Origin of the sequence: Nonomuraea purpurea (assembly GCF_042650645.1) — a bacterium.
Taxonomy (GTDB): domain Bacteria; phylum Actinomycetota; class Actinomycetes; order Streptosporangiales; family Streptosporangiaceae; genus Nonomuraea; species Nonomuraea purpurea.
In genome coordinates this window covers 97,797-122,372 of sequence record NZ_JBHSBI010000008.1, presented here as the reverse complement: position 1 = coordinate 122,372, position 24,576 = coordinate 97,797, and the positions used below count along the sequence as shown (strand labels likewise).

Sequence of the window (24,576 nt, the reverse complement as noted above, 5' to 3'; positions counted from 1 at the left end):
GGGCCCCGGGCTCGACGAAGGCGTCCGCGTCAGGCCGGGAGGCAGCGCGGCTTGACCAGCCCCCGGTCATAGGCGAGCGCCACCACGTGGGCGCGGGTGGACAACCCCAGCTTGGCCATCGCCCGGTTGAGATGCGTCTTGACCGTGGCCTCGCTCACCGACAGGAACCCGGCGATGTCCCTGTTCGACATCCCGCGCCCCACCAGCGCCAGCACCTCGGCCTCGCGCCGGGTCAGCAGCCTCAGGTCAGGGGCCGAGGCGATCGGGTCGGCCGGCCGCCACACGTCGATGAGCGCCTTGATCGCGCTCGGCGCCAGCAGGACATGGCCCTCCGCCACCGTGCGGATCGCCGACAGCAGCAGCGCCGGCGGCGTGTCCTTGAGCAGGAACCCCGCCGCCCCGGCACGCAGCGCGCGGTAGACGTACCCGTGCAGGTCATCGCCGCCCAGGACGAGGACCCTCGGCGCCGGCTTCTCGGCCGAGGCCAGGATCCGCTCGACGGTGGCGATGTCGCCGGTGGCCGGCACGCGGACGTTCAGCAGGACGACGTCGGGGCGGGCGGCGAGCGCGAGGGACACCGCCTCCTCGCCCGCGGCCGACTCCCCTGCCACCTCCATCCCCGGACAGGCGCTGATCAGCGCCGCCAGGCCCGCGCGGTCGAGCGCCTCGTCGTCGGCCACCAGCACCCGCAGGGGTGAGCCGCCGACGACCGGCCGCCTCATGGGAGTGGCTCGTTCCAGAGGCCGGACATGCGGCGGGCCGGGCCCGGATGCCGCCGGACGTGTGTGTTGTCGCGCGTGAACAGAGCGGCCTCCCACTTTCCCGATCCGATTCTGGGGGCAAAAGGGCCCGCTGAGCTGATCGTTCAACGAACTTCTAAGCGTCGCGCCATGTGACCCATGAAGGTGCGCATAGTGACACCAGAGCGATCATTTCCCTACGATCAGTCCGGCGGCGTTGACGCGTGCGGGATCCGTCTCGGCACGGGATCGAAAGTAGGTCGTGGACATGCTCCGTGCGCACCTGGCCGTCCTGGCCGCGGGAATTGTCGGAGTTTCCCTGCTGTCCGCGGTCGATCCTCGACCGGCCGCGGCCGCCTCCGCCCTGACCTGCTCGGCGGTCGTGCCGGTGTACGGCATCGACGGCGGGGGCAAACTGCGCTGGTACGGCCACCGCGCCGGAGCCTCCGGCGCGGATTCCTGGGCCGCCGACAGCGGCAAGGAGATCGGCTACGGCTGGAACACGCTGACCAAGGTGTTCTCCGGCGGCAACGGCGTGATCTACGCGGTCGACGGCGACGGCGGCCTGAAATGGTACCGCCACCTGGATCCCGCGACCGGGGAGCGCGGCTGGGCTCCCGGCGAGCGCACGGTCATCGGCCAGGGCTGGGGCGACTTCGTCGACATCGTGTCGGCCGGCTCCGGGGTCATCTACGCCCTCGACAAAGTCGGAGACCTGCACTGGTACCGCCATCTTTCGCCGACGACCGGCGAGGCGCGGTGGGCACCGGGGAGCGGCAAGGTCATCCGCTCGGGCTGGACGGCGATCACCACGCTGATGACCGGGCGCGACGGCACGCTGTACGGCGTGAACACCAAGGGACACCTGCGCTGGTACGACCACACCGACCCGGTCGCGGGCGGCACCGCCTTCGGCTCGGGCACGGGCCTGGTGACCGGCGAGGGCTGGGAGGATCGCCGCAGCCCGTCCGGTGCCGGAGCGGGAGTCGTCTACGCGCTCGACGCCTCCGGCCGGATGTGGTGGCAGCGCCATGCCGACCCGCTGGCCGGAGCACCGGTCTGGCAGGAGCGCCGGCCGCTGAAAGGGGGGTTCGCCGCCTTCACCACGCTGTTCGCCGACGCCACCGCCTGCGCGCCCGACCAGTCCTTCACCGGTTACACCTCCGGCGAATCCGGCCAGAACCTCTACTACAGCCAAGGCCGGGTCGGCGCCGTCCTGACGGAAGGGGCCAGAACCGCCGTCACCTACGGCCCGCAACGCAAGTTCGCCGAGGCGACGACCGAGGCGACCGTCTCGACCCGGGCGTGGGTCCGCCTGCTGCCCGGCCCGTGGTCGCTCTCGGCGCCGTGGGCGGCCTCATGGCCGGCGGCCAACATCGCAAGGACCGACGAGGATCTGCTGGACATCGCCACGCAGTACCTCGCGGACGCCCCCTCCAAGGTCCGCGATGGCCTGCGCTACGCGGGCGACGCCCACTACGGGCCCTTGCTTCCTGACGGCACCAGGGAAGAGGGCTCGGACTTCAACGACTACCTCGGCGTCACCTGGACCTACGACGACAGGATCGATGCCCCTGAAGCCCGCCAGAAGGACTCGCTGGACTGTTCCGGCTTCGTCAGAATGGTCTTCGGCTACCGAGGCGGCCACCCGCTGGGCATCGGCGACACGCTGAACAAGTCCGCCCTCCCCCGCCGAGCCGTGCAGATGGCCGACGAGAACGCCCCGGGAATCACCGTGATCGACGGTGGCACGGCCAAACCCACGTCCTACGCGAGCCTGCGGGCGGGCGACCTGCTGTTCTGGGACGCCAGCGCCGACGACGGCACAGCCCTCGACCACGTCGGCATTTATCTGGGAATCGACTCCACCGGCAAACACCGCTTCATTTCCAGCCGCAAAACGGTCAACGGTCCCACGCTGGGCGACGAAGGCGGCCCCTCGACCCTCGACAGCGCCACCCTCTACGACCGCTCGTGGCGCAAGGCCAAGCGCGTTTGACACCTCTTACGGCTAACCGCTATCTATTGGCTAGCCGTTAGGGGGGTGGAATGCAGGACGCAGTGCTGGCGATGCTCGCCAAGGAGCCGTCGCACGGGTACCAATTGCGCGCTCGGCTGCGGCAGAGCCTCGGCCCGCTGGGCGAGTCGATGAACCCCGGCCAGATCTATGTGACGTTGGCCCGGCTGGAGAAAGCGGGGCTCGTCGTCTGCGAGCGGGCCGACGGCCTGCCCGAGCGGCCGGATCGCAAGGTGTACGCGCTGACGCCGGCCGGGCAGGAGCGGGTGGCCGCCTGGGTGGCCGAGGTGGGCTGGCCGAAGCCGGATCTGGCGGAGTTTCATCTCAAGCTCGTCGCGGCGGCCGCCGCCCGGCTCGCCGACCCGGTCGAGCTCGTGGCGGCGCAGCGCCGTGAACTGCTGCGCCGCCTGCGTGAGGCGCAGCGCGCGGCGCTGGCCGAGCCGGCCGGATCTTCCGCCGTCCTGCTGCTGGAGGGGGTCGTGCTGCGGCTGCAGGCGGACCTGCGCTGGTTGGAAGCCTGCGAGCGGGCCTGGTCCAAGACCGATGACGAATCCGAGGGTGCGTGAACGTGTCGAGTCCTGTGGTCCGGGCCTACGGCCTGGTGAAGGAGCATGGTCAGGGCGAGAGCCGGGTCCGCGCGGTCGACGAGGTCGACCTGGAGGTGCCCGCGGGGCAGATGCTGGCGGTGATGGGGCCGAGCGGCTGCGGGAAGTCGACCCTGCTCCACCTGCTGGGCGGCCTGGAGCGGCCATCCGGTGGGGAGGTGTGGCTGGCGCGGCGTCGCGTCGACACCCTGAGCGAGCGGGCTCTGGCCCGGCTGCGGCGCCGGTCGCTGGGGTTCGTCTTTCAGGCGTTCCATCTGGTGGAGGAGCTGTCGGCGGCCGAGAACGTGGAGTTGCCCGCGCTGCTGGCCGGTCGCTCGCGGCGTGAGGCGGGGCGGCGCGCGAGGCTCCTGCTGGAGCGGGTCGGGCTGACCAGGCGCGCCCGGCATCTGCCTGCTGAGTTGTCCGGCGGGCAACGGCAGCGGGTCGCCATCGCCCGCGCGCTGGCCAACGAGCCGCTGATCGTCCTGGCCGACGAGCCGACCGGCAACCTCGACACCACGGCCACACGCGACGTGCTGAGGATCTTCGAGGACCTGCGGTCAGCGGGTCAGACCCTCGTGATCGTCACGCACGACGAGCGGGTCGCGGCCACGGCCGACCGGCTGGTGTCGATGCGCGACGGCATGTTCGTCGACGACACCCGGCTGGCCGGCACCGGCACCGGGCGGCTCGGCGACCTGATCGGGCTGGAGGGCTGAACGACATGGGCCGCGCCGTGCTCATCGCCCGCCTCGTCCTGGCCGACGTCCGCAGGCACAAGGCCCAGGCCGTGATGCTGCTGCTCGCGGTGACGGCGGCCACCGCCACCTTGGCCCTGGGCCTGTCCCTCGGGGACGCGTCACAGACGCTTTATCGGCAGACCCGCACGGCCACCGCCGGGCCGGACATGGTGGCACTCGCCCCCGACCCGGGCCCCGCCGCGACATCGGCTCTGACCTCGCTGGCGCGCGCCTCCGAGGTCGTCGCCCACAACGGCCCCTACCGCATCGTCTACGCCACCCTCACCGCGCGCGGCTCCACCTCCAACGTGGTGGTGCACGGCGCCGCCGAGAAACCCGGGGCTGTCGACCGGCCGCTGGTGACCTCGGGCCGCTGGGTACGCCCCGGCGGCGCGGTACTCGAACGGGGCTTCGCCACCGCGCTGGGCGCCCGCGTCGGCGACCGCGTCACCATCTCCGGCCGGTCGTACCCCGTCGTCGGGATCGCCGTGACCGCGGCCACCTCCATCTACCCCTGGGCGGCGCAGATCGGCCCGGGCGGCGGCCCCGGCGACGCGAGCGGCCTGGCCTGGCTGACCCGATCAGATGCCCGGGCACTGGCGTCACGGGATCTCCCGGTGACCATGGCCCTTGACCTCAAGCTGCGCGACCCCGCCGCCACCCAGGACTTCATCGACGCCCACCGAGACTCCACCGCCAGGGTGACCTTCCACTCCTGGCAGTTCAAGGCCAAGCAGGACGCCGTCATCCTCAGGAGCAGCCAGCCGATCCTGGTCGTCGGCAGTTGGCTGCTCAGCCTCCTGGCCATCACCGGGGTGGCCGCGCTGGCCGCGGGACGCGCCGCCGAGCAGACGCGCCGGGCGGGTCTGCTCAAGGCGGTCGGCGCCACCCCCGGCCTGATCGCCGCCGTCCTGCTCACCGAATACCTGGCTCTGGCGCTGCTGGCCGACGCGCTGGGCCTGGCGCTCGCCCGCCTGGCCGCGCCCGCCATCGCCAGCCCCACCGCCAGCCGGATCGGCGACCTCGCCGGGCCGACCGGCGCCACGATCGTCGCGGCGACCGTCCTCGCCGTGGCGGTGGCGGTGCTGTCCACCCTGCCTGCCACACTGCGGGCCCTGCGCACCGCGACCGTCACCGCGCTGACCGGCCCCGCCCACCAGCCTCGCCACCGTCCCCGGCTGACGGCGTTGTCCGCGTTGCTGCCCACCCCGCTGCTGCTCGGGCTGCGCCTGATGGCCCGCCGGCCGGGCCGCGCCGTGCTGCACGCGTGCTCCACCGCCGCCACACTGATCGCGGTCATCGCCTTGCTGGCCTTCCACGCCCAGCCCGTCAAGGGGTACGGCTCCCTGCCCAACCTGCGAGAGGTGCACGACGGCCGGCTGCTGCTGGCGATCACCGTCCTGCTGATCGTGCTCGCCACCGTGAACACCATCGCGCTCACCTGGACCACGGCGATGGAGGCCCGGGTGACCATGGCCATCGCGCGCACGCTCGGCGCCACCCCCGGCGAGATCTCGGCCGGGTTGTCCACCGCCCAACTCCTGTCAGCCCTGCCCGGAGCCCTCGCCGGCATCCCCATGGGCATCGCCGTGCTCTGGGCCTTCAGCCTCGGGAAGACGACCACGCCTCCCACCTCCTGGATGCTCACCGCCGCGCTCGCGGTCCTCCTGGCGACGGCGGCGTTCACCGCCCTGCCCGCACGCCTGGCGGCCCGCCGGCCCGTGGCACAGACCCTGAGCGCGGAAACGGCCTGACCAACCGGGCGGCCGGCTCGTCACTCACCGGCGGGCCCTCCGGTCTCCAGCAGCCGCCCGCCGGACAGCTCCAGCCAGCGCCCCACCTTGATCTCCGCGAGGAACCGTTCGTCGTGGCTGACCACCACGAACGCCCCTTCGTACGCGCCGAGCGCGCTCTCCAACTGCCCCACGCTGACCAGGTCCAGGTTGTTGGTGGGCTCGTCGAGCAGCAGGAGCCGGGGCGCGGGCTCGGCGCACAACACGCAGGCCAAGGTGGCGCGCAGCCGTTCGCCGCCCGACAACACCCCTACCGGCAGGTGCGCACGCGCGCCGCGGAACAGGAAGCGGGCCAGCAGGTTCATCCGCTCCGCCTCCGGCATGCCGGGGGCGGACGCGGCCAGGTTCTCGGCCACGGTGCGCGCGACGTCGAGCAGGTCGAGCCGCTGCGACAGGTAGGCGACCCGCCCGTCGGCCCGCCTCGTCGTGCCGCCGTCGGGCTCCAGCTCGCCGCTGATCAGGCGCAGCAAAGTGGACTTGCCCGCACCATTGGGGCCGGTCAGCGCGATGCGCTCGGGCCCGCGGACGGTCAGGTCGATGCCCGGCTCGGCGAACAGGCCGCGGGCCTGCAGGCGTTCGCCGTGGAAGACCGTGCGCCCGGCGGGCACGTTGGTGCCCGGCAGCTCCAGCGCGATCTTCTGGTCGTCGCGCAGGGCGCGCCCGGCCTCGTCGAGCCTGGCCTTGGCGTCGCCGACGCGGGCGGCGTGCATCTGGCCCGCCCGCCCGGCGGACTCCTGGGCGCCCCGTTTCATGTTCCCGGCGAAGATGCGCGGCAGGCCGGCGCTCTTGAGGTTGCGGGCGGCGTTGCCGGCCCGGCGCTCCGCGCGCTCGCGTGCCTGCTGCATCTCCCGCTTCTCGCGCTTGAGCTCCTGCTCGGCGCTGCGCATGTTGCGTTCCGCGGCCTCCTGTTCCGCGCGTACGGCCTCCTCGTAGGCGGTGAAGTCACCGCCGTAGAAGCGGATCTCGCCCCGGTCGAGTTCGGCGATGCGCTCCATGCGGTCGAGCAGGGCCCGGTCGTGGCTGACCACGAGCAGGCAGCCGTTCCAGTCGCCGAGCAGGTCGTAGAGCCTGCGGCGCGCCTCAAGGTCGAGGTTGTTCGTCGGCTCGTCGAGCAGCAGGACGTCGGGCCGCTTGAGGAGCTGCGCGACCAGGCCGAGCGAGACGACCTGGCCGCCGCTCAACGTGGCCAGCGTGCGGTCGAACGCGAGGTCGCCGAGCCCGAGCCGGTCGAGCTGGGCACGGGTGCGCTCCTCGATGTCCCAGTCGTTGCCGATCGTGGTGAAGTGCTCCTCCCCCGCGTCGCCCGACTCGATGGCGTCCAGCGCGGCGATCACCGGGGCGATGCCGAGGACCTCGGCCACGGTCAGGTCGCCGGTGAGGGGCAGGCTCTGCGGCAGGTAGCCGAGCACGCCGTCGACGGACACGCTGCCGCCACGGGGCACGTGCTCGCCGGCGATCAGCTTGAGCAGCGTGCTCTTGCCCGCGCCGTTCGGGGCCACGAGGCCGGTACGGCCGCCGCCCACGGTGAAGGACAGGTCGCTGAAGACGGGCGTGTCATCAGGCCAGGAGAAGGACAGGTTGGAGCAGATGACGAACGCGTTGGACATGCGAGAGACCTCATGTGAGAACGCGGGCGTGCCGAAGCCGCCCGGCGAAGGGGACAGGGGTTCGGAGAACGACGACGAGAGCCACGCCGGCGGCGGTCATGTGCGCCTGCCGGGGCCGATCAACCTCCGGTATCACCCGGAGATGTCGTCGTCACCTGCCACGTCTGGTCTCCTAGCATCCGATCTCAAGCCTCTTCCACCCTAGCAGTCGCTCGGATCAGCGGGGGTCGGCGGTGGTGCCCCCCTCGGGGAAATGGCAGGCTACGCGGTGTCCCGCGCCGGTCAGCGCCGGCTCTTCGAGAGCGCACCGCTCCTGGGCCTTCCAGCAGCGGGTACGGAAGCGGCAGCCCGACGGCGGGTCGGCCGGGCTGGGCACGTCACCGGCGAGCACGATCCGCTTCCTCTCACCGCGCTGCGACGGATGCGAGATCGGCACAGCCGAGATGAGCGCCCTGGTGTAGGGGTGGGCGGGCCGTGCGAAGATCTCCCTACGCTCGCCCTCCTCCACGATCCGGCCCAGGTACATGATCGCCACTCTGTCGCACAGATGGCGCACGACCGACAGGTCATGCGAGATGAACAGGTAGGCCAGGCCCAGCTCGCGCTGCAGGTGGACGAGCTGGTTGACGACCTGCGCCTGAATCGAGACGTCCAGCGCCGAGACGGGCTCGTCCAGCACCAGCACGCGCGGGTTCAGGGCCAGCGCCCTGGCGATGCCGACGCGCTGGCGCTGGCCGCCGGAGAACTCGTGCGGGTAGCGGCCCGCGTGCTCGGGCGACAGGCCCACCAGCTCCAGCAGCTCGCCGACCCGTTCCCTGCCGCCGTCGCGGTAGCGACCCTGGGTGCGCAGCGGCTCGGCGACGATCTCGTGCACGGTCAGCCTCGGCGACAGGGACGCGTACGGGTCCTGGAAGACGATCTGGATCTCGCCGCGCAGCGGGCGGAGCTCGGCGTGCGACATGGGGGCCAGGTCGCGCCCGCCGTACAGGATGCGGCCGGAGGTGGGCTCGGCCAGGCGCACGACGAGCCGGCCCGTCGTGGTCTTGCCGCAGCCGGACTCGCCGACCAACCCGAGGGTGCGGCCGGGGTGCAGCGCCAGGTCCACGCCGTCCACGGCCCTGACCGTCCCGGTCTGCCTGCGCAGGACCCCGCTGCGGATCGGGAAGTGCTTGGTCAGGCCCTCGACGGCCAGCACGGGTTCGCTCACGCCGACTCCCCGTGGAAATGGCAGGCTGACCGGTGACCGCCGGCCGCCGCGACCGGGTCGGGGCGCTTCGTCCGGCAGGCGGCGCGGCCGACGCCCAACGCGCAGCGCGGCTCGAAGGCGCAGCCGGGCGGCGGCGCCAGCAGGTCGGGCGGACTGCCCGGGATCGGCACCAGCTCCCCCGTCGCCGACGCCAGGCCGGGCCGGCTGGACAGCAGGCCACGCGTGTAGGGGTGGCGGGGCGTGGTGAAGACCTGGTGCACGTCGCCGTGCTCGACGACGCGGCCCGCGTACATGACCGCGACCCGGTCGGCCAGCTCGGCGATCACGCCCAGGTCGTGGGTGATGAGCACCGCGGCCGCGCCGCTCTCCCTTCTGGCCGTGTCGAGCAGGCCGAGCACCTGCGACTGGATGGTGACGTCCAGCGCGGTCGTCGGTTCGTCGGCGATGAGCAGGTCGGGCTCGTTGGCCAGAGCCATCGCGATCAGCGCGCGCTGGCGCATGCCGCCGGAGTATTCGTGGGGGTGGCGGCCGTACCGGTCTGCGGGGTCGGCGATGCCGACGGAGGCCAGCAGCTCCAGCACGCGGGCCCGCACGGCGGCGCGGGCCAGGCGCGGCTGGTGCAGCCTGATGGCCTCGGCGATCTGGGCGCCGACCGGGACGACCGGGTTGAGCGCCGTCATCGGGTCCTGGAAGATCATCGCGATGCGGCGGCCCCTGATCCGGCGCAGCCGGCGCGCGGGCAGGGCCAGCAGGTCCTCGCCGTCGAAGCGCACGCTGCCGCGCACCACCCGTCCCGGCGGCCTGACCAGGCCGAGCACCGACATCGCGGTGACGCTCTTGCCCGAGCCGGACTCACCGACCACGCCGAGGATCTCGCCCTGCCCCACCTCCAGGCTGACCCCGTCGACGGCGCGCAGCACGCCGTCCTCCGTGGGGAACTCGACCGCGAGGTCGTCGACCACGAGCAGCGGCGTCATCCGCGGGCTCCCTTCGGGTCGACGGCGTCGCGCAGGCCGTCGCCGACGAAGTTCACGGCCAGGACGGTCAGCGCGATGGCCAGGCCGGGCGGCAGCCACAACCACGGCATGGTCTGCAGGAGGGTGAGGTTCTGCGCGTCGGTCAGCATGTTGCCCCAGCTCGCCCGTGGCGGCTGCACGCCGAGACCGAGGAAGGACAGCACCGCCTCCAGCAGGATCAGCTGCGCCACCAGCACCGTGCCGACCACCGCGACCTGCGACAGGACGGCGGGCAGCACGTGGCGGCCGATCACCGCCAGCCGCCCGGCGCCGAAGGCGCGCGCCGCCTGGACGTACTCCTGCTCGCGCAGCGACAACGTCAGCCCGCGCACCACGCGGCAGGCGGTCGGCCAGCCGCACGCGGCGAAGACGAGCACGAGCATCGCGATGCCCGGCCCGAGCACGCCGGCCAGCACGACGATGACGACCAGCGAAGGGAAGGAGAGCACCACGTCGGCGGCGCGCATGACGACGGCGTCGACCGGTCCGCCGAACATGCCGGCCAGGGCGCCGAGCAGCGTGCCGAGGGCGACCGCCGCCAGCGACGACAGCAGGCCGACCAGCAGCGAGATCCGGCCTGCGTGCACGAGCCTGGCGAACACGTCGCGCCCGGCGGAGTCGGTGCCGAACAGGTGCGCCGCCGACGGCGGCTCGCGGAAGGCGGCCAGATCCACCGCGTTCGGGTCATGCCCGGCCACCAGCGGCGCGGCCAGCGCCAGCACGCCGACGGCGGTGAGGAACAGGGCGCCGGCCAGCGCCATGCGGTTGCGCCGGAAGCGCCGGACGGCCAGCGCGGCCGGCGAGCGCGGTGAGGTGGGTGCGACGGTCGTGGTCATGACAGGCTGATCCTCGGGTCGGCCACCGCGTAGAGCAGGTCGGCGGCGAGGTTGCAGACCAGCACGAGCACCGCGACGAACATCGCGAACCCGATCATCACCGGGTAGTCGAGCTGGGCGATCGAGCTGACGGCGAGCTGCCCCATGCCGGGCCAGGCGAAGACCTGTTCCAGGGCGACCGCCCCGGCCAGCAACTGCGGGATGTAGATCATCACGACGGTGATGAGCGGGACCAGCGCGTTGTGCAGCGCGTGCCGGATCAGCACCCGGCCGGGACCGGCGCCCTTGGCCTCGGCCGTGCGCACGTAGTCGGCGCCGAGCTCCGTCAGCAGCCCGGCTCGCACGTACCGGGTGAACGGCCCGGCGATGGACAACCCGAGGATGGCCGCGGGCAGCACCAGGTGGGCCAGGATGTCGGCACCACTGCCGTCGCCCGGTGTGGACATGCCGGACGACGGCGCCCAGCCGAGCTTCAGCGAGAAGAGATAGATCGCGGCGATGCCCAGGAAGAAGCTGGGCACCGAGATCGTGCTGAGGCCGGCGACGGTGGTGGCGTAGTCGATCGCGGTGTTGCGCCGGACGGCGGCCAGCGTGCCCGCCGCGACCGCCAGCACCAAGCCGATCGCCAGGGCGGTGCTCATGAGCAGCACGGTGGGCCCCATCCGCTCGCCGAGCATCTCGGCCACCGGGCGACCGCTGACGAAGGAGTAGCCGAGGTCGCCGCCCAGCGTGCCGCGCAGCCAGATGCCGTACGTGACCAGGACCGGCTGGTCCAGGCCGAGTTCGGCGCGTTTGGCGGCGACGAACGCCGGGCCGCCCGAGGCCAGTTGCTCGGGGCTGATCATCATCCGGACCGGGTCGCCGGGCGCGGCGCGAACCAGGAGGAACACGCCGACGCTGATGAGCAGGAAGACGGCGGCGTTGGTCAGGAGCCGGCGCACGAGGTGGGCGAGCATCAGCCGGCCAGGGTCCACTCGTCGGCGTTCCAGAAACCGGTGGTGAAGTCGCCGTTGGGTTTGAAGCCGCGCAGCCGCGAACTGGTGGCCCACAGGGTGTCGGGGTTGTACAACCACAGGTACGGGACCAGGGCGTTGTCCTTGCGCGCGGCCTGCTGGTAGAGCTTGGCGCGCTGGTCCGGGTCGGTGCGGGCATCGGCTTGCGCGGTGAGGGTGTCCAGCGACTCGTCACAGAAGTTACTGATGTTTCCCCCCGTGGGGTAGAACGTGGCGCAACTGACGCTTGGCACGCTGCTGGAGGGGTCCACGGCGTAGATGCCGCCGCCGAAGAGCGCCAGGTCGAACGTGCGCCGCTCAAAGGATTCCAGCAGTTCGGCCACCTGTACCTGCTTGAGCTCGACGGTCATGCCCGCCGCGCTCAGCGCGCCCTGCATCACCGTGGCCACCACGTCGCGGTCGCGCTGGCCGGGGATCCACGACAGCGTCACCTTCTCGCCGGTCTTCCAGCCCGCCTCGGCCAGCAGCGACCTGGCCTTGTCCGGGTCGTAGGCGTACTCCTCCAGCGTGCCGGGCAGCGCCCAGGAGGTGACGAACGAGGAGTTCTGCACCCGGCCCCTGCCGGCCAGGAGCTTGGCGACCAGCGCCTGGCGGTCGATCGCGTGGAGCATCGCGCGCCGTACCCTGGGATCGGCGAAGCGTTCGTCGCTCTGGTCGACCGCCACCCTGATGAAGCCGGGGCTCGGCTTGGCCGAGACGGTGACGCCCCGCAGCGCCTTCACCGCCCGCAGGTCGGTGGGAGAGATCTGGACCAGGTCCATCTCGCCGGTGCCGAGTTGCGCGGTCGCCACGTCCGAGCTGATGGGCTTGAGGAAGATCCTGGGGATCGCGACGGGCTTGCGGTAGTGCGGGTTGGCGACCAACTCCACGTACTGGTCGGTCTGGTAGCTCACGAAGGTGTACGGGCCCATGCCGACCGTCGGGTTGTTGAAGAAGGCGCTGCCCGCGATCTTGTTCACCGGCTCGTCGCCGAGCACGTGCTCGGGCAGGATGAAGGCGAACGGCCCGGCGATCAGGCTGAGGAAGCCGACGTTCGGCCTGGCCGGCCTGATCACGAACGTGGTGTCGTCCGGGGCCTCGAAGGCGGCCCCCGCCAGCCTGCCCGCCATCGCGCTGCCGCTCCTGGAATCGGCCAGCAGCCTGTAGGTGAACAGCACGTCCTTGCTGGTGAACGGCGTGCCGTCGCTCCACTTCAGCCCCTGGCGCAGGTGGAAGGTGATCAGGTCCTCGTCCACCTCCCAGCGCTCGGCCAGGCGCGGCGCGTAGGCGTAGGAATCGTCGACGGCCAGCAGGTTGTCGAAGATCAACGTCATGACCTGCTGGTCGGGGCCGGTGGGCGGATCCAGCGGGGAGAACCGTTTCGGCTTCTGGTACAGGTGGAGGTTGACCACGTTCTGCGGGGATGTCTGGTTGATCGGGTCGGAGCAGCCGGCGGCAAGCAGGATGACGACGACGGCCAGCGCGCCCGACAGGCGGTTCATGGGGCCTCCCCGGGACCGACTGGGCGTATCGAGGCCGGCAGGGAGGTGATCGGCTGGAAGCACTGGGGGACCGGGCACGGGAGCCTCCAGAAGGCTGCGCACACGATAAGTGACGATAGCGATACTCTCAGTGATGACAGTCCAGCGCAAGCCCCGCGTCCGCCCTCCGGACAGAGTCGAAATAACCCACCCGCGCACCGACATATGATCCTTAAGCTGAGATTTGCCCGATTGTCGGAAAGGCCTTCATGACCCACCCCCTCAGTCGGCGGTCCGCCCTGCTGGGCGCCGCGGCCGTGGCCGGCCTCGCCCTGTGGGACAACAGACCGGCCGAGGCAGTCGGCACCGCCGCGTTCGACGCCGCGCGCGAGCGATGGGTGAGCCTGCTGGCCGGCGGGTCGTACAACCCCGCCTACACCGACAAGACCCAGGCGATCGAGGGTTCGGCCAACGCGGTGCTGCGCAAACTGAACCCCTCCCCCGGCCGCCCGAGCCTGTGGCCCGACCTGCCCCTTGAGGACCCCCGGACGGGCAACTTCAACCGCGCCTACAACCGCATGCGCACACTGGCGCTCGGCTGGGCCACACCGGGCACCGCCATGCACCGCGACTGGCAGGTCGCCGAGACCGCGGTCAGGGCGCTGGACTTCCTGTACGAGCACGCCTACCACGAGAGGCTCGACCCGCGGGGCAGCAACTGGTTCTGGTGGGAGATCGGCGTCCCCCGCGCGCTGACCGACACCTGCGCCCTGCTGCACGACGGCCTGCCCAAGGACCGGCTCGAGCGCTGGCTGCGCCCGTTACGCCGCTGGTGTCCCGACCCGGAGCGCCGCGTCAGCCACCCCGGCGTCGTCGAGACCGGCGCCAACCGGGCCGGCAAGGCCATGGCGGTGGCGATGCGCGGAGTGCTCACCCACGACGCGCGCCTGATCACGCGGGCCAGGGACGCGGTCTCCGACCTGCTGCGGCCGACCAAGGGCCCCGGCGACGGCTTCTACCGTGACGGCTCCTTCATCCAGCACGACGTGTACGCCTACACCGGCAGCTACGGTGTGGACTACCTGGAGGGCGTGGCCAAGCTGATCGCCGTGCTCGCGAGGTCGCCGTGGGAGATCTCCGGGATCGGGAACGTCTACGACATCGTGGACCGCTCGTTCACGCCGTTCATCTTCGACGGGCTGATGATGGACTGCGTACGCGGCCGGCAGATCTCGGTGCAGGGCCACCGCGACTACCACTCGGGGCAGAAGACGGTCGAGGCCATCCTCACCCTGCTGGAGGCGGCGCCCGAGCAGTACGCCCAGCGCTGGCGACCGCTGGTGAAGGGCTGGCTCACCCGCAACCAGGCCATCCCCTACGACACGCTCGCGCCTCTGGCGAGCATCGCGGGGGCCAGGGCCCTGCTGGAGGACCCGTCGGTGCCGGTCGGCCCGCGCATGACGGGCACGTACGTCTACGCCGACATGGACCGGGTCGTGCACCGCCGTCCCACCTGGGCCTACGCGATCGCGATGAGCTCGGAGCGCATCGGCGCGGCCGAGGCCATGAACCGGGAGAACCTGCACGGCTGGTACACCGGCGACGGCATGACCTACCTCTACACCGGTGACCTCACCCACTGGAACGACGACCTGTGGCCGACGATCGACCCCTACCGGCTGCCGGGCACGACGGTCGACACCCGCAGACGCACCGATCTCCCGCACGGCAAGCGCCGCCTGCCGCCCACCCCGTGGGCGGGCGGTGTGGCACTCGACGGGTACGGCGTGGCGGCCATGAAGCTGATCGCCGACGGCTCCTCGCTGCGGGCCAAGAAGGCGTGGTTCCTTCTCGACGACGCGGTGATCGCCCTCGGCACCGGCATCACCGCCTCCGACGGCCGCCGCATCGAGACCATCGTGGAGAACCGCAACACCCACGCCGCGCATCCGCCGCTGACCCGGGGCGACGGCTGGTTCCACCTGTCCGGTGTGGCAGGCTACGCGCTGCTCGACGACGCCGACACGAAGGTGATCCGTAAGAAGCGCACAGGCCGCTGGCGGGACATCGACAAGGGCGCCACCACCGGAGGTGACAAGACCCGCGTCACCAGGCACTACACGACGATCCTCATCAACCACGGCGTCGACCCGCGCAGGGCGCGCTATGCCTATGCCGTCCTGCCCGACGCCTCCGTCGCGCAGACCTCGGCTTACGGCAAGCGGATCAAGGTCCTCGCCAACTCCAGAACGGTGCAGGCCATTTCCCGCGACAACGTGCTCGCCGCCGTCTTCTGGCGCGCGGGGACCGTCGAGACCGCGGACGGGCCGCTCGCCGCCGACGGCCCGTGCACGCTGCTGATCCGCCGCGACCACAAGCAGGTACGGCTCGCGGTGTCCGACCCGTCCAGGACCGCCGACAAGGTGAAGATCACGCTGCCCTGGCCGGTGAAATCGGTTGAATCAGGCGACCGCAGCGTGCGCAAGGCCAAGAAAGCGGTCAAGGTGGAAGTCGGCGGCAGCCGAGGTCACGCTCACACCGCGGTGGTGCGCCTCTGAGCCTCCGAGGCCGGGCCGCGCCGGGTGATCGCCAGAATCGCCATGTCATCGTCGCGCGGACCGCCGGTCCAGCGCTCGACATCCCGCGCCAGGACCTCGACCGCCTCCTCCGGCTGCAGGAACGGGCCCAGCCCTGCGAGCCGGCTCACCGGATCGTAGAAAGCCCCGCCCCGGCCCCTGGCCTCCGTCACCCCATCGGTGACGAGCAGGAGCGTGGCCCCGCCAGGGAACGGCCAGTGCCGGGGGCCCGCCCTCGGCACGCCCAGGCCGCTCATGCCCAGGGGAAGACTCGGCTCGCCCGGATCCAGGCAGGACACGGTGTCCCCCTCAAGGAGATACGGCGAGGGGTGGCCGCAGTTCAGCAGCCGCACACCGTCCGCGCCCGGTGTGATCTCGCCGAGCACCGCCGTGACGAACCCCTCCATCCGGACGCTCTCCTCGCGTGAGGATGCCTCCTTGACCAGTGCGCGCTCCATGCGCTCGGCCAGCGCCACGAGATCGGCCGCCTGGTCCGCCGCCTCCCTGAACGCGCCCAGCAGCACGGCCACCGTGCCGACCGCGCCCAGGCCCTTGCCCCGCACGTCCGCGATCAGCAGCCTGGTGCCGTACGGCGTGTCCTGGACGGCGTAGGCGTCTCCGCCGATCAACGCCTCGATCTGCGCCGTCTTGTAGACCGCGGCGATGGCCAGCGGGCCGACACGTGCCGGCGGTGCGGGCAGCACGGCACGCTGAGCGGTCTCGGCGACGGAACGCACCACTTCCAGCCGGCGGCCATGGCCGGCGATCACGCGGTTCACCCCGAGGCCCACGAGCGCGGTGAACACGGCGCTGGCCAACGAGAGCGTGCCGACGAGATGACCGAAGTAACCGTCCTTGATCAGCAACGCCAGCTGGACCAGGACGGTGGCCGCCGCGACCGCGATCGTGTGCCGCGGCGACAGCAGCGTCCCTGCCATCACCACCGCGGCGCCCAGCAGGTAGTCACCCCAGTAGTAGGACGGGGACAACAGGTTGAAGACGGCGCCGATGACGATCAGGGCGGCCGGCAGGAAGGAGACGTACCGGGGCGCCCGCGTGGAGAGTGGGTTCATCCGCGCCCCGATCCCACATCCGATCGATCTGTAGCCGGTGGAAGGCCACGTGTAAGTCCCCAGCTCCTGGCTGTGATCCTTTCTAATCAACGTTGAATCGCTTGTCGAGGCGACACCCGGTGCATGGGCTGCTGCGTGGTTGTTTTGAACGTGTTCAGCCACCACGTTACGCTTGTCCCAATGAAGATCGTGATACCCGGGGGAACCGGACAGTTAGGCACCATCCTCAATCGCGCGCTGACCGCCGCGGGCCATGACGTCGTCATCCTGACCAGACGACCGGTGCACGACCGCGACGCCCCCTGGGACGCCGAGTCCCTGGGCCCATGGGCGAAGGAGATCGACGGCAGCGACGCCGTGATCAACCTGGCCGGACGCAGCGTCAACTGCCGATACACGCCGGACAACCTGCGGGCCATGATGGATTCGCGGGTGCGCTCCACCCGGGTGGTGGGTGAGGCGATCGCGGCCGCCGTACGGCCTCCCCGGATCTGGTTGCAGATGAGCACCGCCACGCTCTACGCCCACCGCTTCGACGCCCCCAACGACGAGGCGACCGGCATGCTCGGCGGCGCCGAACCCGGCGTGCCGGGCTACTGGGCCTACAGCGTCGAGATCGCGAAAGCGTGGGAGCGGGCGCAGGAACAAGCGCGAACCCCGCACACGCGCAAGGTCGGCATGCGCGCCGCCATGGTGATGAGTCCCGATCGCGGCGGTGTCTTCGACGTCCTGCTGCGGCTCGCCCGCCTCGGCCTCGGCGGCCCGATCGCCGGCGGCGCGCAGTACATGTCCTGGATCCACGACCGTGACTTCGTCCGCGCCGTCGAGTTCCTGATCGGCCGGGACGACCTCGCCGGGCCCGTGAACCTCGCCGCTCCCGCGCCTGTGCCGCAAGGCGCGTTCATGCGCGTGCTGCGCGCGGCGTGGGGTGTTCCTGTGGGCCTGCCCGCGACGAAGTGGATGGTCGAGCTCGGCGCGTTCGCGCTGCGTTCCGACACCGAACTCCTGTTGAAAAGCCGCCGCGTCGTCCCCGGCCGTCTGCTCGAAGCGGGCTTCTCCTTCGATTACCCGCAGTGGCCGGAGGCCGTCGACGACCTCGTGCGACGGGTACGCGGCTAATCCGGCTCGCCGACGGGCCGCCCTTTACCTCATCGTGACCCGGAGCCGTTTCGGATCACGGATGAACATCGGGTGAAGACTCCCGCGAACGATCGGCGAGCCTCGTGGGCACCCGGGCGCGCAAGACCTGGCCGTCCACATCAGTGCAGGTCAGACAGGCTTTGCGCCGATCATGAAAAGCGCGCCCCGCTCCCCCGCCCCCACCTCCGGTGCCCGGCGTTCTCACCCGCGCCGGGCGCATCGTCGCGCACTTTGTTCACAGACACCTCACTGACTGTATCGAGCCAAATCCACCCACAATGGCAGATCTTGCCCTACTCTTTGGTGTCCTATGAACTCTGTGCTCAATCGTAAACTCTCAGCAACCATGCTCACGCTTGCCCTGGCTTCAACCGGTTCAGTGCTCGCCCTGGCCGACACGGCCTCGGCCTCGGCGAAGCCGCTCAGCACGAACCAGCAGCTCTCTCCCCAGGCCGCCGGCGCGAGCCAGCAGGCCGCGCCCAAGTCGGCGGCGACGGCGAACCGGATCTACAAGACCGGACGCCTGACCAACGTGAACTGCACCCCGGGGAGCCTGCCGCGCGGAAGCACCGCCGCGTATCGCAAATTCCTGACCCGCGTGATGAACTGCCTCAACAAGGCATGGAGCTCCCAGTTCCGCAAGGCCGGGATGCGCTTCTCCACCCCGCGCATGCGCATCGTCACCAGCAAGGTCAGGACGCCCTGCGGCAGGTGGAACACCGGCGCCGACGCCGTCTACTGCTCGGGCGACCGCACGATGTACATGCTGATCACGAAGACGCAGCTCAGGCAGCCGTTCGCGCTGGGCATCACCCGGCTGGTCGCCCACGAGTACGGGCACCACGTCCAGCAGGTCTCCGGCATCTGGAACTACTACTGGGCCGCCAGGGCCCGGGCGAGCAAGTCCACGCAGCTGCAGCTCTCGCGCAGGTCCGAGCTGCAGGCCGAGTGCCTGTCCTCGGTGTTCATGAGCACCATGCGGGGCAAGTTCAACAGCTCCGACTGGACGTACACGGTGGACTGGTTCAGGAAGAACGGCGCCAAGCAGTGGCCGCAGAACGACCACGGCAGGGGCCCGACGCAGGCCGCCTGGATGACGCGCGGCTACAACGCCGGGACTCCCGGCGCGTGCAACACCTGGGCCGCCTCGGCCGGCAGCACCCTCTGACCTTCCTTTGACCCGCGATCGTCCACCACGTGCACGGTCGCGGGTCGGCCGCCTTATGAACCGAACCTCAGGACCGGCTCACTGGGTGGTCATCGCTCACCGGCGGGCGCCCCTCGCCGTCACAGCGCACGAACGTTTGCACATGTGCTGATCACCTCAGCCTGTGAACGCGGATCCCACGTTCGCGTCCAGGCCGGCGAGGATGCGGGGCATGAGCGTGTCCAGTGTCTTGCCCGATGCCTCGTCGGTGATGAAGGTGATCGCCCATTCCTTGGAGATCGCACACACGATGCGCGCCTCACTGTCCCTGGCCGTGTCGGACGGCGGCGCGTAGTCACCGGTGAAGGCGACGGAGACCTCGCCGATCCGGGGCTGCGTCACCTGTTGGAACGTCCAGGTGCCCTTGGGGTCGACCTCGTAGGCGGCCCCCTCTTCCGAGCACCGCTGTTTCGCCGATCGAAGCAGGTAACGTGCCTTGTCCGCAGAGTCGGGACCGATTCGGCCGAACTCCACCGCCACGCTGGGGCCGCCGACCAAGTCGTAACGCGCCATGATGAAGGGCGGCGCGATGTCCACGGTGCTCTGCGTCAGTCGGGGCAGGCAGTTCGGCGACAAGGAGGCGACGACCACACCTTGGATGAAGCTGTTGGTCGAGAGATTCTCCAATTCGGGGACATCACCCAACCCGGGCAGCAGCCGCAGCAACTCGGTCTTGGAATGAATGTCGGTGCGTGCCGGCTCGGGAGGATCCTCCGGGGGCAGGAACCAGGAGAGCGCGAAGGCAGCGACGCCCGCGATCGCGAGGATGCCCAGCCGGACGCCGCCCTTCACAGGCCGGTCCCCTTGAGCGGGACCCAGCGGTTAAGGTCGCCCGCGAGGTCTAATTCATAGGCGGCCGCATATTTCGTGGCCTTTCCGGACACGACCAGAGGTCGCTCAGGCCGGTAAATGGACCAGGTCCGTCCCTGGGCGGCCAGATCTATCTGAATGTCCCACTCGTAGGTGAAAGGTCCGGCGATTGCGGTCACGTCGTAAACCTTGGATTCGCCCTTCTTGAGCACTACGCTCCGCCCACCGAAATAGAAACCGCCGAGGTGCACGTCGGCCTTGTCGAGTACGTCCCGAGCGAGCGGCTGTGGCGATCTCAGATCGAAGCCCACCTGCACGCTGTCCTCTTCCCCCTGCGGACCGAACTTGAAATACGTCCCCGCCACGACCGGCCCGGTCCTGTGCACCCGAGCCCGCATCCCGATGATCCTCACGGCCTCGTTCCTGGACCCCTCGATGACCAGCCTGACCCCCTGCATGCCTGTCTTGACCAGGCGTGCCGCCACCTTGGGGTTCCCGAACATCTGCTCGCCGCGAACCAGCCCGGCGACCATGTCGGGGGCGATCACGTCAGGAGACGACTTCGACCAGTCCTTGGTGACCTGGTCGTCCTCCATCGCAATCGCGTGGACCTCAGGAAGGACGCTGTTGGCCGTCATGTCGATGACCTTCGGCACCGCCGCCCCGATGGCCACGGTAAGGACCGTCACCACGACGAAGCGCGGCCCCGACAGCAGCCGTTCCCATAATGGTTTCGGCTCGGGTTCCTCCGGCGTGGGTTCCTCTCGCTTCTTCGTGCGAACCCGCTTGTTCTTGGCCATTCGCGTCTCCCGGGACGGGGGATCGGGGCGTCCACCCCAATTATGCGTTCAGCCAGTCACGCTTGGGCGCAGCAATTCGCTCGACACGTTCTATGGCTGAGGAATGGCTGCCAGGTTCACCACGCGTACTCCGCCGCCCTGCGTCCAGAAAATGACGCCGCTGCCTGCCGACCACTGCCTGCCACCTGACGTCCCGAGCTTGGCTCCCTCGAAGGTCACGGTCGTCTCCGTGCGGGCGTCGTAGATTTCTCCGGAACCGGTGAAAAACCGATCCCGGTACGGGTAGCCGCGCAACCCTTGGCGGACCTGGTTCCAGCTACCGTCGCTGCGCTGCACGACGGAATCCTCCCCACGTTTCCCGGTGCACCAGGTCGCCCCACAGCGCAGGCCCTCAACCCCTGACGCGGGGCTGATCTTGATGGTGCGCCCCGTCTGCAGGTTGACGACTCGCGTCGGATTCGCGCGAACATCGACAGGCTCGTCGGTCGCCCACGGCCACTCCACGAGCTGCAGCCCCTTGGACTTGGCCACCCGTTCGGGGGCTCCGCCGTCGATCCTCATCCGCCAGACGCCATCCAACGGTGCCGACCAGACGAGGTCCTGCCCGGCGAGCGCGATGCGATCGACGTTCTCTCCTGCGATCGGGCCGACCTTCCTCGCCTGCCCACCGGCCCGCAAGGGGGCGACCCAGGCATGCCCGTCGGCAAGCCAGAGCACCCGCTCACGGTCGACGGCCAGATACCGCGGAGCCTGCGGCAGGGCGGCGAGGGTTCGTGAACGCTTGGAGGCGGCGTCGTAGACCTCGAGCGTTCCCCGCTCGGCCCAGACCAGCACCTCTGTGGCGCTGATCGCCGCCAGCGGCCTGGAGCGCCCGAGCATGGTGAACACGGCCTGTGGCCACACCCGCTCGACCGCGTTTCCTCCCGGCCCCGCGGTGTCCACGACAGTAGGCGGTGCGGGCCAGGCGACCAGCATGCCCCATCCCAAGGTCGCCGCGCAGACCACCGCGAGCGTCCCTCGAACCCTCCTGCGCGCCCGGCGTCGCCGCTTCGCCATCACGCCGGGCAGCACATCCTGGTTCTCGGCCCGATCGGCGATGGTGCGCAACGCCTGGGCCAGCTTTTCCTCAGATGTCATCTCCACCTCCCCTGGAGTGCATCCGCGCGGACGCGGAGTGTGGCCAGCGCGCGCGAGGCCTGGCTGCGAACAGTCGCCTGCGAGATGCCGAGCCTCGCCGCGATCTCCTCATCGGCGAGATCCTCGTAGTAGCGCAGTACCAGCACCGCGCGCTGTCTGGCCGGCAAGGCCCGCAGGCGCTGCCAGATCTCGCCGAGCTCGTATTCGTCTTGATGCACCGGCGAGGGAACCTCAGAGGTGAGATGCTCCCGCCGCCGCCTGCGCCACCAGCTCACATGCTGCCGGGCCATGATCGTTCTCACGTAGCCCTCGGGGTCGTCCTTGTTACGTACACGCCGCCACGAGGAGTTCAGCTTGAGCAGCGCCTCCTGGACCAGATCGGCCGCATCATCGGCGCTGCCGGTCAGCACCAGGCCGTAGCGCAGCAACGCATGGCTCCTGGCGCGGACGAACTCCTCGAACTCCACCTTCCAGGGACGCACAGGCCGGCGTCCTCGTTGCAAGAACTTTCGATCGCAGGAAATCTCCGGGTAGCGGCGGTTACTGTTCGGCCAGTCGCCGGCGGCGCCCACCTCACTGACCGGTTCCGCCTCCTCCGTGGTGGTCATGTCTGCCTGCTTGAGGTCGTGGTGGTGGCGCGGCGCCAGGCGGCGTTGCGCAGCAGGCGCAGCCCGTTGAGGCCGACGATGACGGTGGAGCCTTCGTGTCCGGCCACGCCGAGCGGCAGGGGCAGGTCGCCGAACAGGTCCCAGGCCACCAGCACGGCGATGAAGGTGCCGGCGATGACGAGGTTGGCGACCACCAGACGGCGGGCGCGCCTGGCTAGGGCGATGACGGCCGGGATGGTGGCCAACTCGTCGCGGGTGATGACCGCATCGGCAGTGTCCAGGGCCAGATCGGCACCGGCGCGGCCCATCGCGATTCCGGCGTGCGCGGTGACCAGGGCGGGAGCGTCGTTGATCCCGTCGCCGACCAGAGCCACCCGCGTCCCGTCCCGTTGCAGTTCGCGCACCGCGGCGACCTTGTCCTCAGGCAGCAGGCCCGCACGCACGTCGGTGATGCCGGCCTGGGTGGCCAGCCGGTTCGCCGCCCGGGGGTTGTCGCCGGTCAGCAGCACCGGGGTGGTCCCGGTCAGGGCGGTCAGGCCGGTCACGGCCTCGGCCGCGCCGGCGCGCACGCGGTCGGCCAGACCGAGCACCGCAGCGGGGCGGCCGTCCAGCAGCATCACCACAGCGGTGTGCCCCCCGTGCTCGAACTCGGCCACCACATCGCGGACGTGCTCAGCGCCACCGCCCCGGACGTCGCCCATCAGGCGGGCGCTCTCGACACCACCACCCGGGACGTCGTCCACCAAACGGTCGCTCTCGACACCACCGCCCCGGACGTCGTCCACCAAACGGTCGCTCACGGCACCACCACCCGGGACGTCGTCCAAACGGTCGCTCTCGACACCGCCGCCCGGGACGTCGTCCAACAGGTGGGCGGGGCTGCCGATCTCGACCAGGTGCCCGTCGACGCGGGCGCGCACGCCGCGTCCGGGCACGGCGGCGAATTCCGTTGCCGCAGGCAGAAGCAAGCCCTGCTCGCGGGCGGCGTCCACGATGGCCCGGCCCAGCGGATGCTCAGAGCCCTGCTCGGCCGCGGCGGCCAGCGCCAGCAGTTCCTGCGCCGCAGCCGCAGTGTGGGCCGCCGGGTCCACCGGCAGGCCGTCTGCCAGGCCGTCTGCCGGGCCGGGCAGAGGCCGCGGGCCGAGCAGAGGCCGCAGATCAGGCAGGGGCCGCAGATCGGCCGGGGAGTGCAAGTCAGGTAGGGGCCGCAAGCCGGGCAGAGGGCGCAGGTCGGACAGGTGCGGGCGGCCTTCGGTCAGGGTGCCGGTCTTGTCGAAGGCCACGGCCGTGACGTCGGCCAGGTGTTCCATCACCACGGCGGATTTGACCAGCACGCCGTTACGGCCCGCGGTGGCGATGGCGGCCAGCAGCGGCGGCATGGTGGCCAGTACCACCGCGCACGGCGAGGCCACGATCATGAACGTCATCGCCCGCAGCAGACTGTCTTGGACTCCCGCGCCGAAGGCCAGCGGCAGCGCGAACAGGGCGATGGTGGCGGCGACCATGACGATCGAGTAGCGCTGCTCGACCTTCTCGATGAACAACTGGGTGCGCGCCTTGGTGGCGCCGGCCTGTTCCACCATGGCCACGATCCGGGCGATCACCGTCTCCGAGGCCGGGCGGGTGACGCGCACGCGCAGGGCGCCGGTGCCGTTCAGGGTGCCGGCGAACACCTCATCGCCCGCTTCCTTGTCCACGGGCAGGCTCTCGCCGGTGATGGAGGCCTGGTCGACGTCGCTGGCCCCGGCCACCACCTGACCGTCCGCGCCGATGCGTTCCCCGGGCCGTACCACGATGACGTCGCCGACCCGAAGGCCGGCGACCGGGACAACCTCCTCATCGCCGGCCTCGCCGACACGGGTGGCCTGCTCGGGTGCCAGGTCGAGCAGGCCACGAACCGAGTCTTCTGTGCGCTTGGTGGCCACCGCCTCCAGCGCGCCTGAGGTGGCGAAGATGACGATCAGCAGCGCGCCGTCGAAGACCTGCCCGATCGCCGCGGCGCCGATCGCCGCGACCACCATGAGTAGATCGACGTCCAGCGTCCGCTCGCGCAGCGCCTTCAGCCCAGCCAGGCCGGGCTCCCAACCGCCGGCGGCGTAGCAGGCCAGATAGAGGGTCCACCACAACCAGGACGGTGCCCCGGCCAGATGGACGAGGCCGCCGGCGGCGAACAGCGTGGTGGCCGCGGCCGCCCAGCGCACCTCCATCAGCG

The 24,576-nt window shown here is 70.8% G+C and carries 20 protein-coding genes; 7 read left to right on the top strand and 13 right to left on the bottom strand.

The window, feature by feature from the left end; translation table 11 throughout:
• Positions 1-29: 29 nt before the first annotated feature.
• Complete coding sequence (locus tag ACFOY2_RS17575; protein WP_379529110.1) at positions 30-722, bottom strand: LuxR C-terminal-related transcriptional regulator; 693 nt, start codon at positions 720-722, stop codon at positions 30-32.
• Between the two features lie 286 nt (positions 723-1,008).
• On the opposite strand from ACFOY2_RS17575, the gene ACFOY2_RS17570 reads away from it, so the two are divergent.
• The 4 genes from ACFOY2_RS17570 to ACFOY2_RS17555 are packed head-to-tail and all read left to right on the top strand — an operon-like array spanning position 1,009 to position 5,835.
• On the top strand, positions 1,009-2,739 hold the full coding sequence (locus ACFOY2_RS17570) for a tachylectin-related carbohydrate-binding protein (protein WP_379529109.1): 1,731 nt from the start codon (positions 1,009-1,011) through the stop codon (positions 2,737-2,739).
• 50 nt (positions 2,740-2,789) lie between these two features.
• Positions 2,790-3,323: a PadR family transcriptional regulator gene (locus ACFOY2_RS17565; protein ID WP_379529108.1), complete on the top strand. Its 534-nt coding sequence runs from the start codon at positions 2,790-2,792 to the stop codon at positions 3,321-3,323.
• The gene (locus ACFOY2_RS17560) at positions 3,320-4,060 is read left to right on the top strand and encodes an ABC transporter ATP-binding protein (RefSeq protein ID WP_379529107.1); all 741 of its coding nucleotides are present in this window, start codon (positions 3,320-3,322) and stop codon (positions 4,058-4,060) included. Before ACFOY2_RS17565 ends, ACFOY2_RS17560 begins: the two co-directional genes overlap by 4 nt.
• Positions 4,061-4,065: 5 nt before the next feature.
• Positions 4,066-5,835, top strand: a complete 1,770-nt coding sequence (locus ACFOY2_RS17555) for an FtsX-like permease family protein (protein ID WP_379529106.1) — start codon at positions 4,066-4,068, stop codon at positions 5,833-5,835.
• A 20-nt stretch (positions 5,836-5,855) separates the two neighbouring features.
• On the opposite strand, the gene ACFOY2_RS17550 is transcribed toward ACFOY2_RS17555, so the two are convergent.
• The 6 genes from ACFOY2_RS17550 to ACFOY2_RS17525 form a co-directional block, all read right to left on the bottom strand.
• A complete protein-coding gene (locus ACFOY2_RS17550; protein WP_379529105.1) occupies positions 5,856-7,481 on the bottom strand; it encodes an ABC-F family ATP-binding cassette domain-containing protein in 1,626 nt (541 codons plus the stop codon).
• 217 nt (positions 7,482-7,698) lie between these two features.
• Positions 7,699-8,688 (bottom strand): ABC transporter ATP-binding protein, encoded by a 990-nt coding sequence (locus tag ACFOY2_RS17545; RefSeq protein WP_379529104.1) that lies wholly within the window; start codon positions 8,686-8,688, stop codon positions 7,699-7,701.
• Positions 8,685-9,665, bottom strand: coding sequence for an ABC transporter ATP-binding protein (locus tag ACFOY2_RS17540; RefSeq protein WP_379529103.1), 981 nt, complete (start codon positions 9,663-9,665; stop codon positions 8,685-8,687). Before ACFOY2_RS17540 ends, ACFOY2_RS17545 begins: the two co-directional genes overlap by 4 nt.
• Entirely contained in the window at positions 9,662-10,540 is an 879-nt protein-coding gene (opp4C, locus tag ACFOY2_RS17535; RefSeq protein ID WP_379529102.1) for an oligopeptide ABC transporter permease, read from the bottom strand. Before opp4C ends, ACFOY2_RS17540 begins: the two co-directional genes overlap by 4 nt.
• The gene (locus ACFOY2_RS17530; protein ID WP_379529101.1) at positions 10,537-11,496 is read right to left on the bottom strand and encodes an ABC transporter permease; all 960 of its coding nucleotides are present in this window, start codon (positions 11,494-11,496) and stop codon (positions 10,537-10,539) included. Before ACFOY2_RS17530 ends, opp4C begins: the two co-directional genes overlap by 4 nt.
• Positions 11,496-13,034 (bottom strand): ABC transporter substrate-binding protein, encoded by a 1,539-nt coding sequence (locus ACFOY2_RS17525; RefSeq protein WP_379529100.1) that lies wholly within the window; start codon positions 13,032-13,034, stop codon positions 11,496-11,498. Before ACFOY2_RS17525 ends, ACFOY2_RS17530 begins: the two co-directional genes overlap by 1 nt.
• Positions 13,035-13,282: 248 nt before the next feature.
• Between ACFOY2_RS17525 and ACFOY2_RS17520 the strand changes: the two genes are divergently transcribed.
• Entirely contained in the window at positions 13,283-15,571 is a 2,289-nt protein-coding gene (locus tag ACFOY2_RS17520) for a polysaccharide lyase 8 family protein (protein WP_379529099.1), read from the top strand.
• Here the strand turns inward: ACFOY2_RS17520 and ACFOY2_RS17515 are convergent.
• Positions 15,547-16,662 carry a PP2C family protein-serine/threonine phosphatase gene (locus ACFOY2_RS17515; protein WP_379529098.1) on the bottom strand — a complete coding sequence of 372 codons (1,116 nt, stop codon included), beginning with the start codon at positions 16,660-16,662 and terminating at the stop codon, positions 15,547-15,549. The genes ACFOY2_RS17520 and ACFOY2_RS17515 overlap by 25 nt on opposite strands.
• 180 nt (positions 16,663-16,842) lie before the next feature.
• Between ACFOY2_RS17515 and ACFOY2_RS17510 the strand changes: the two genes are divergently transcribed.
• Positions 16,843-17,781, top strand: a complete 939-nt coding sequence (locus tag ACFOY2_RS17510) for a TIGR01777 family oxidoreductase (protein ID WP_379529097.1) — start codon at positions 16,843-16,845, stop codon at positions 17,779-17,781.
• 367 nt (positions 17,782-18,148) lie between these two features.
• Positions 18,149-18,970: a neutral zinc metallopeptidase gene (locus ACFOY2_RS17505; RefSeq protein ID WP_379529096.1), complete on the top strand. Its 822-nt coding sequence runs from the start codon at positions 18,149-18,151 to the stop codon at positions 18,968-18,970.
• Between the two features lie 156 nt (positions 18,971-19,126).
• Here ACFOY2_RS17505 and ACFOY2_RS17500 read toward each other — a convergent pair whose 3' ends face one another.
• From ACFOY2_RS17500 to ACFOY2_RS17480, 5 genes are all read right to left on the bottom strand, one after another.
• Positions 19,127-19,801, bottom strand: a complete 675-nt coding sequence (locus tag ACFOY2_RS17500; protein WP_379529095.1) for a hypothetical protein — start codon at positions 19,799-19,801, stop codon at positions 19,127-19,129.
• The gene (locus ACFOY2_RS17495) at positions 19,798-20,619 is read right to left on the bottom strand and encodes a hypothetical protein (RefSeq protein ID WP_379529094.1); all 822 of its coding nucleotides are present in this window, start codon (positions 20,617-20,619) and stop codon (positions 19,798-19,800) included. The genes ACFOY2_RS17500 and ACFOY2_RS17495 overlap by 4 nt, the downstream gene beginning before the upstream one ends.
• 90 nt (positions 20,620-20,709) lie before the next feature.
• Positions 20,710-21,756 (bottom strand): hypothetical protein, encoded by a 1,047-nt coding sequence (locus tag ACFOY2_RS17490; RefSeq protein WP_379529093.1) that lies wholly within the window; start codon positions 21,754-21,756, stop codon positions 20,710-20,712.
• Positions 21,753-22,364, bottom strand: coding sequence for a SigE family RNA polymerase sigma factor (locus ACFOY2_RS17485; protein ID WP_379529092.1), 612 nt, complete (start codon positions 22,362-22,364; stop codon positions 21,753-21,755). Before ACFOY2_RS17485 ends, ACFOY2_RS17490 begins: the two co-directional genes overlap by 4 nt.
• Positions 22,361-24,571, bottom strand: a complete 2,211-nt coding sequence (locus tag ACFOY2_RS17480; RefSeq protein WP_379529322.1) for an HAD-IC family P-type ATPase — start codon at positions 24,569-24,571, stop codon at positions 22,361-22,363. Before ACFOY2_RS17480 ends, ACFOY2_RS17485 begins: the two co-directional genes overlap by 4 nt.
• Between the last annotated feature and the right edge of the window lie 5 nt (positions 24,572-24,576).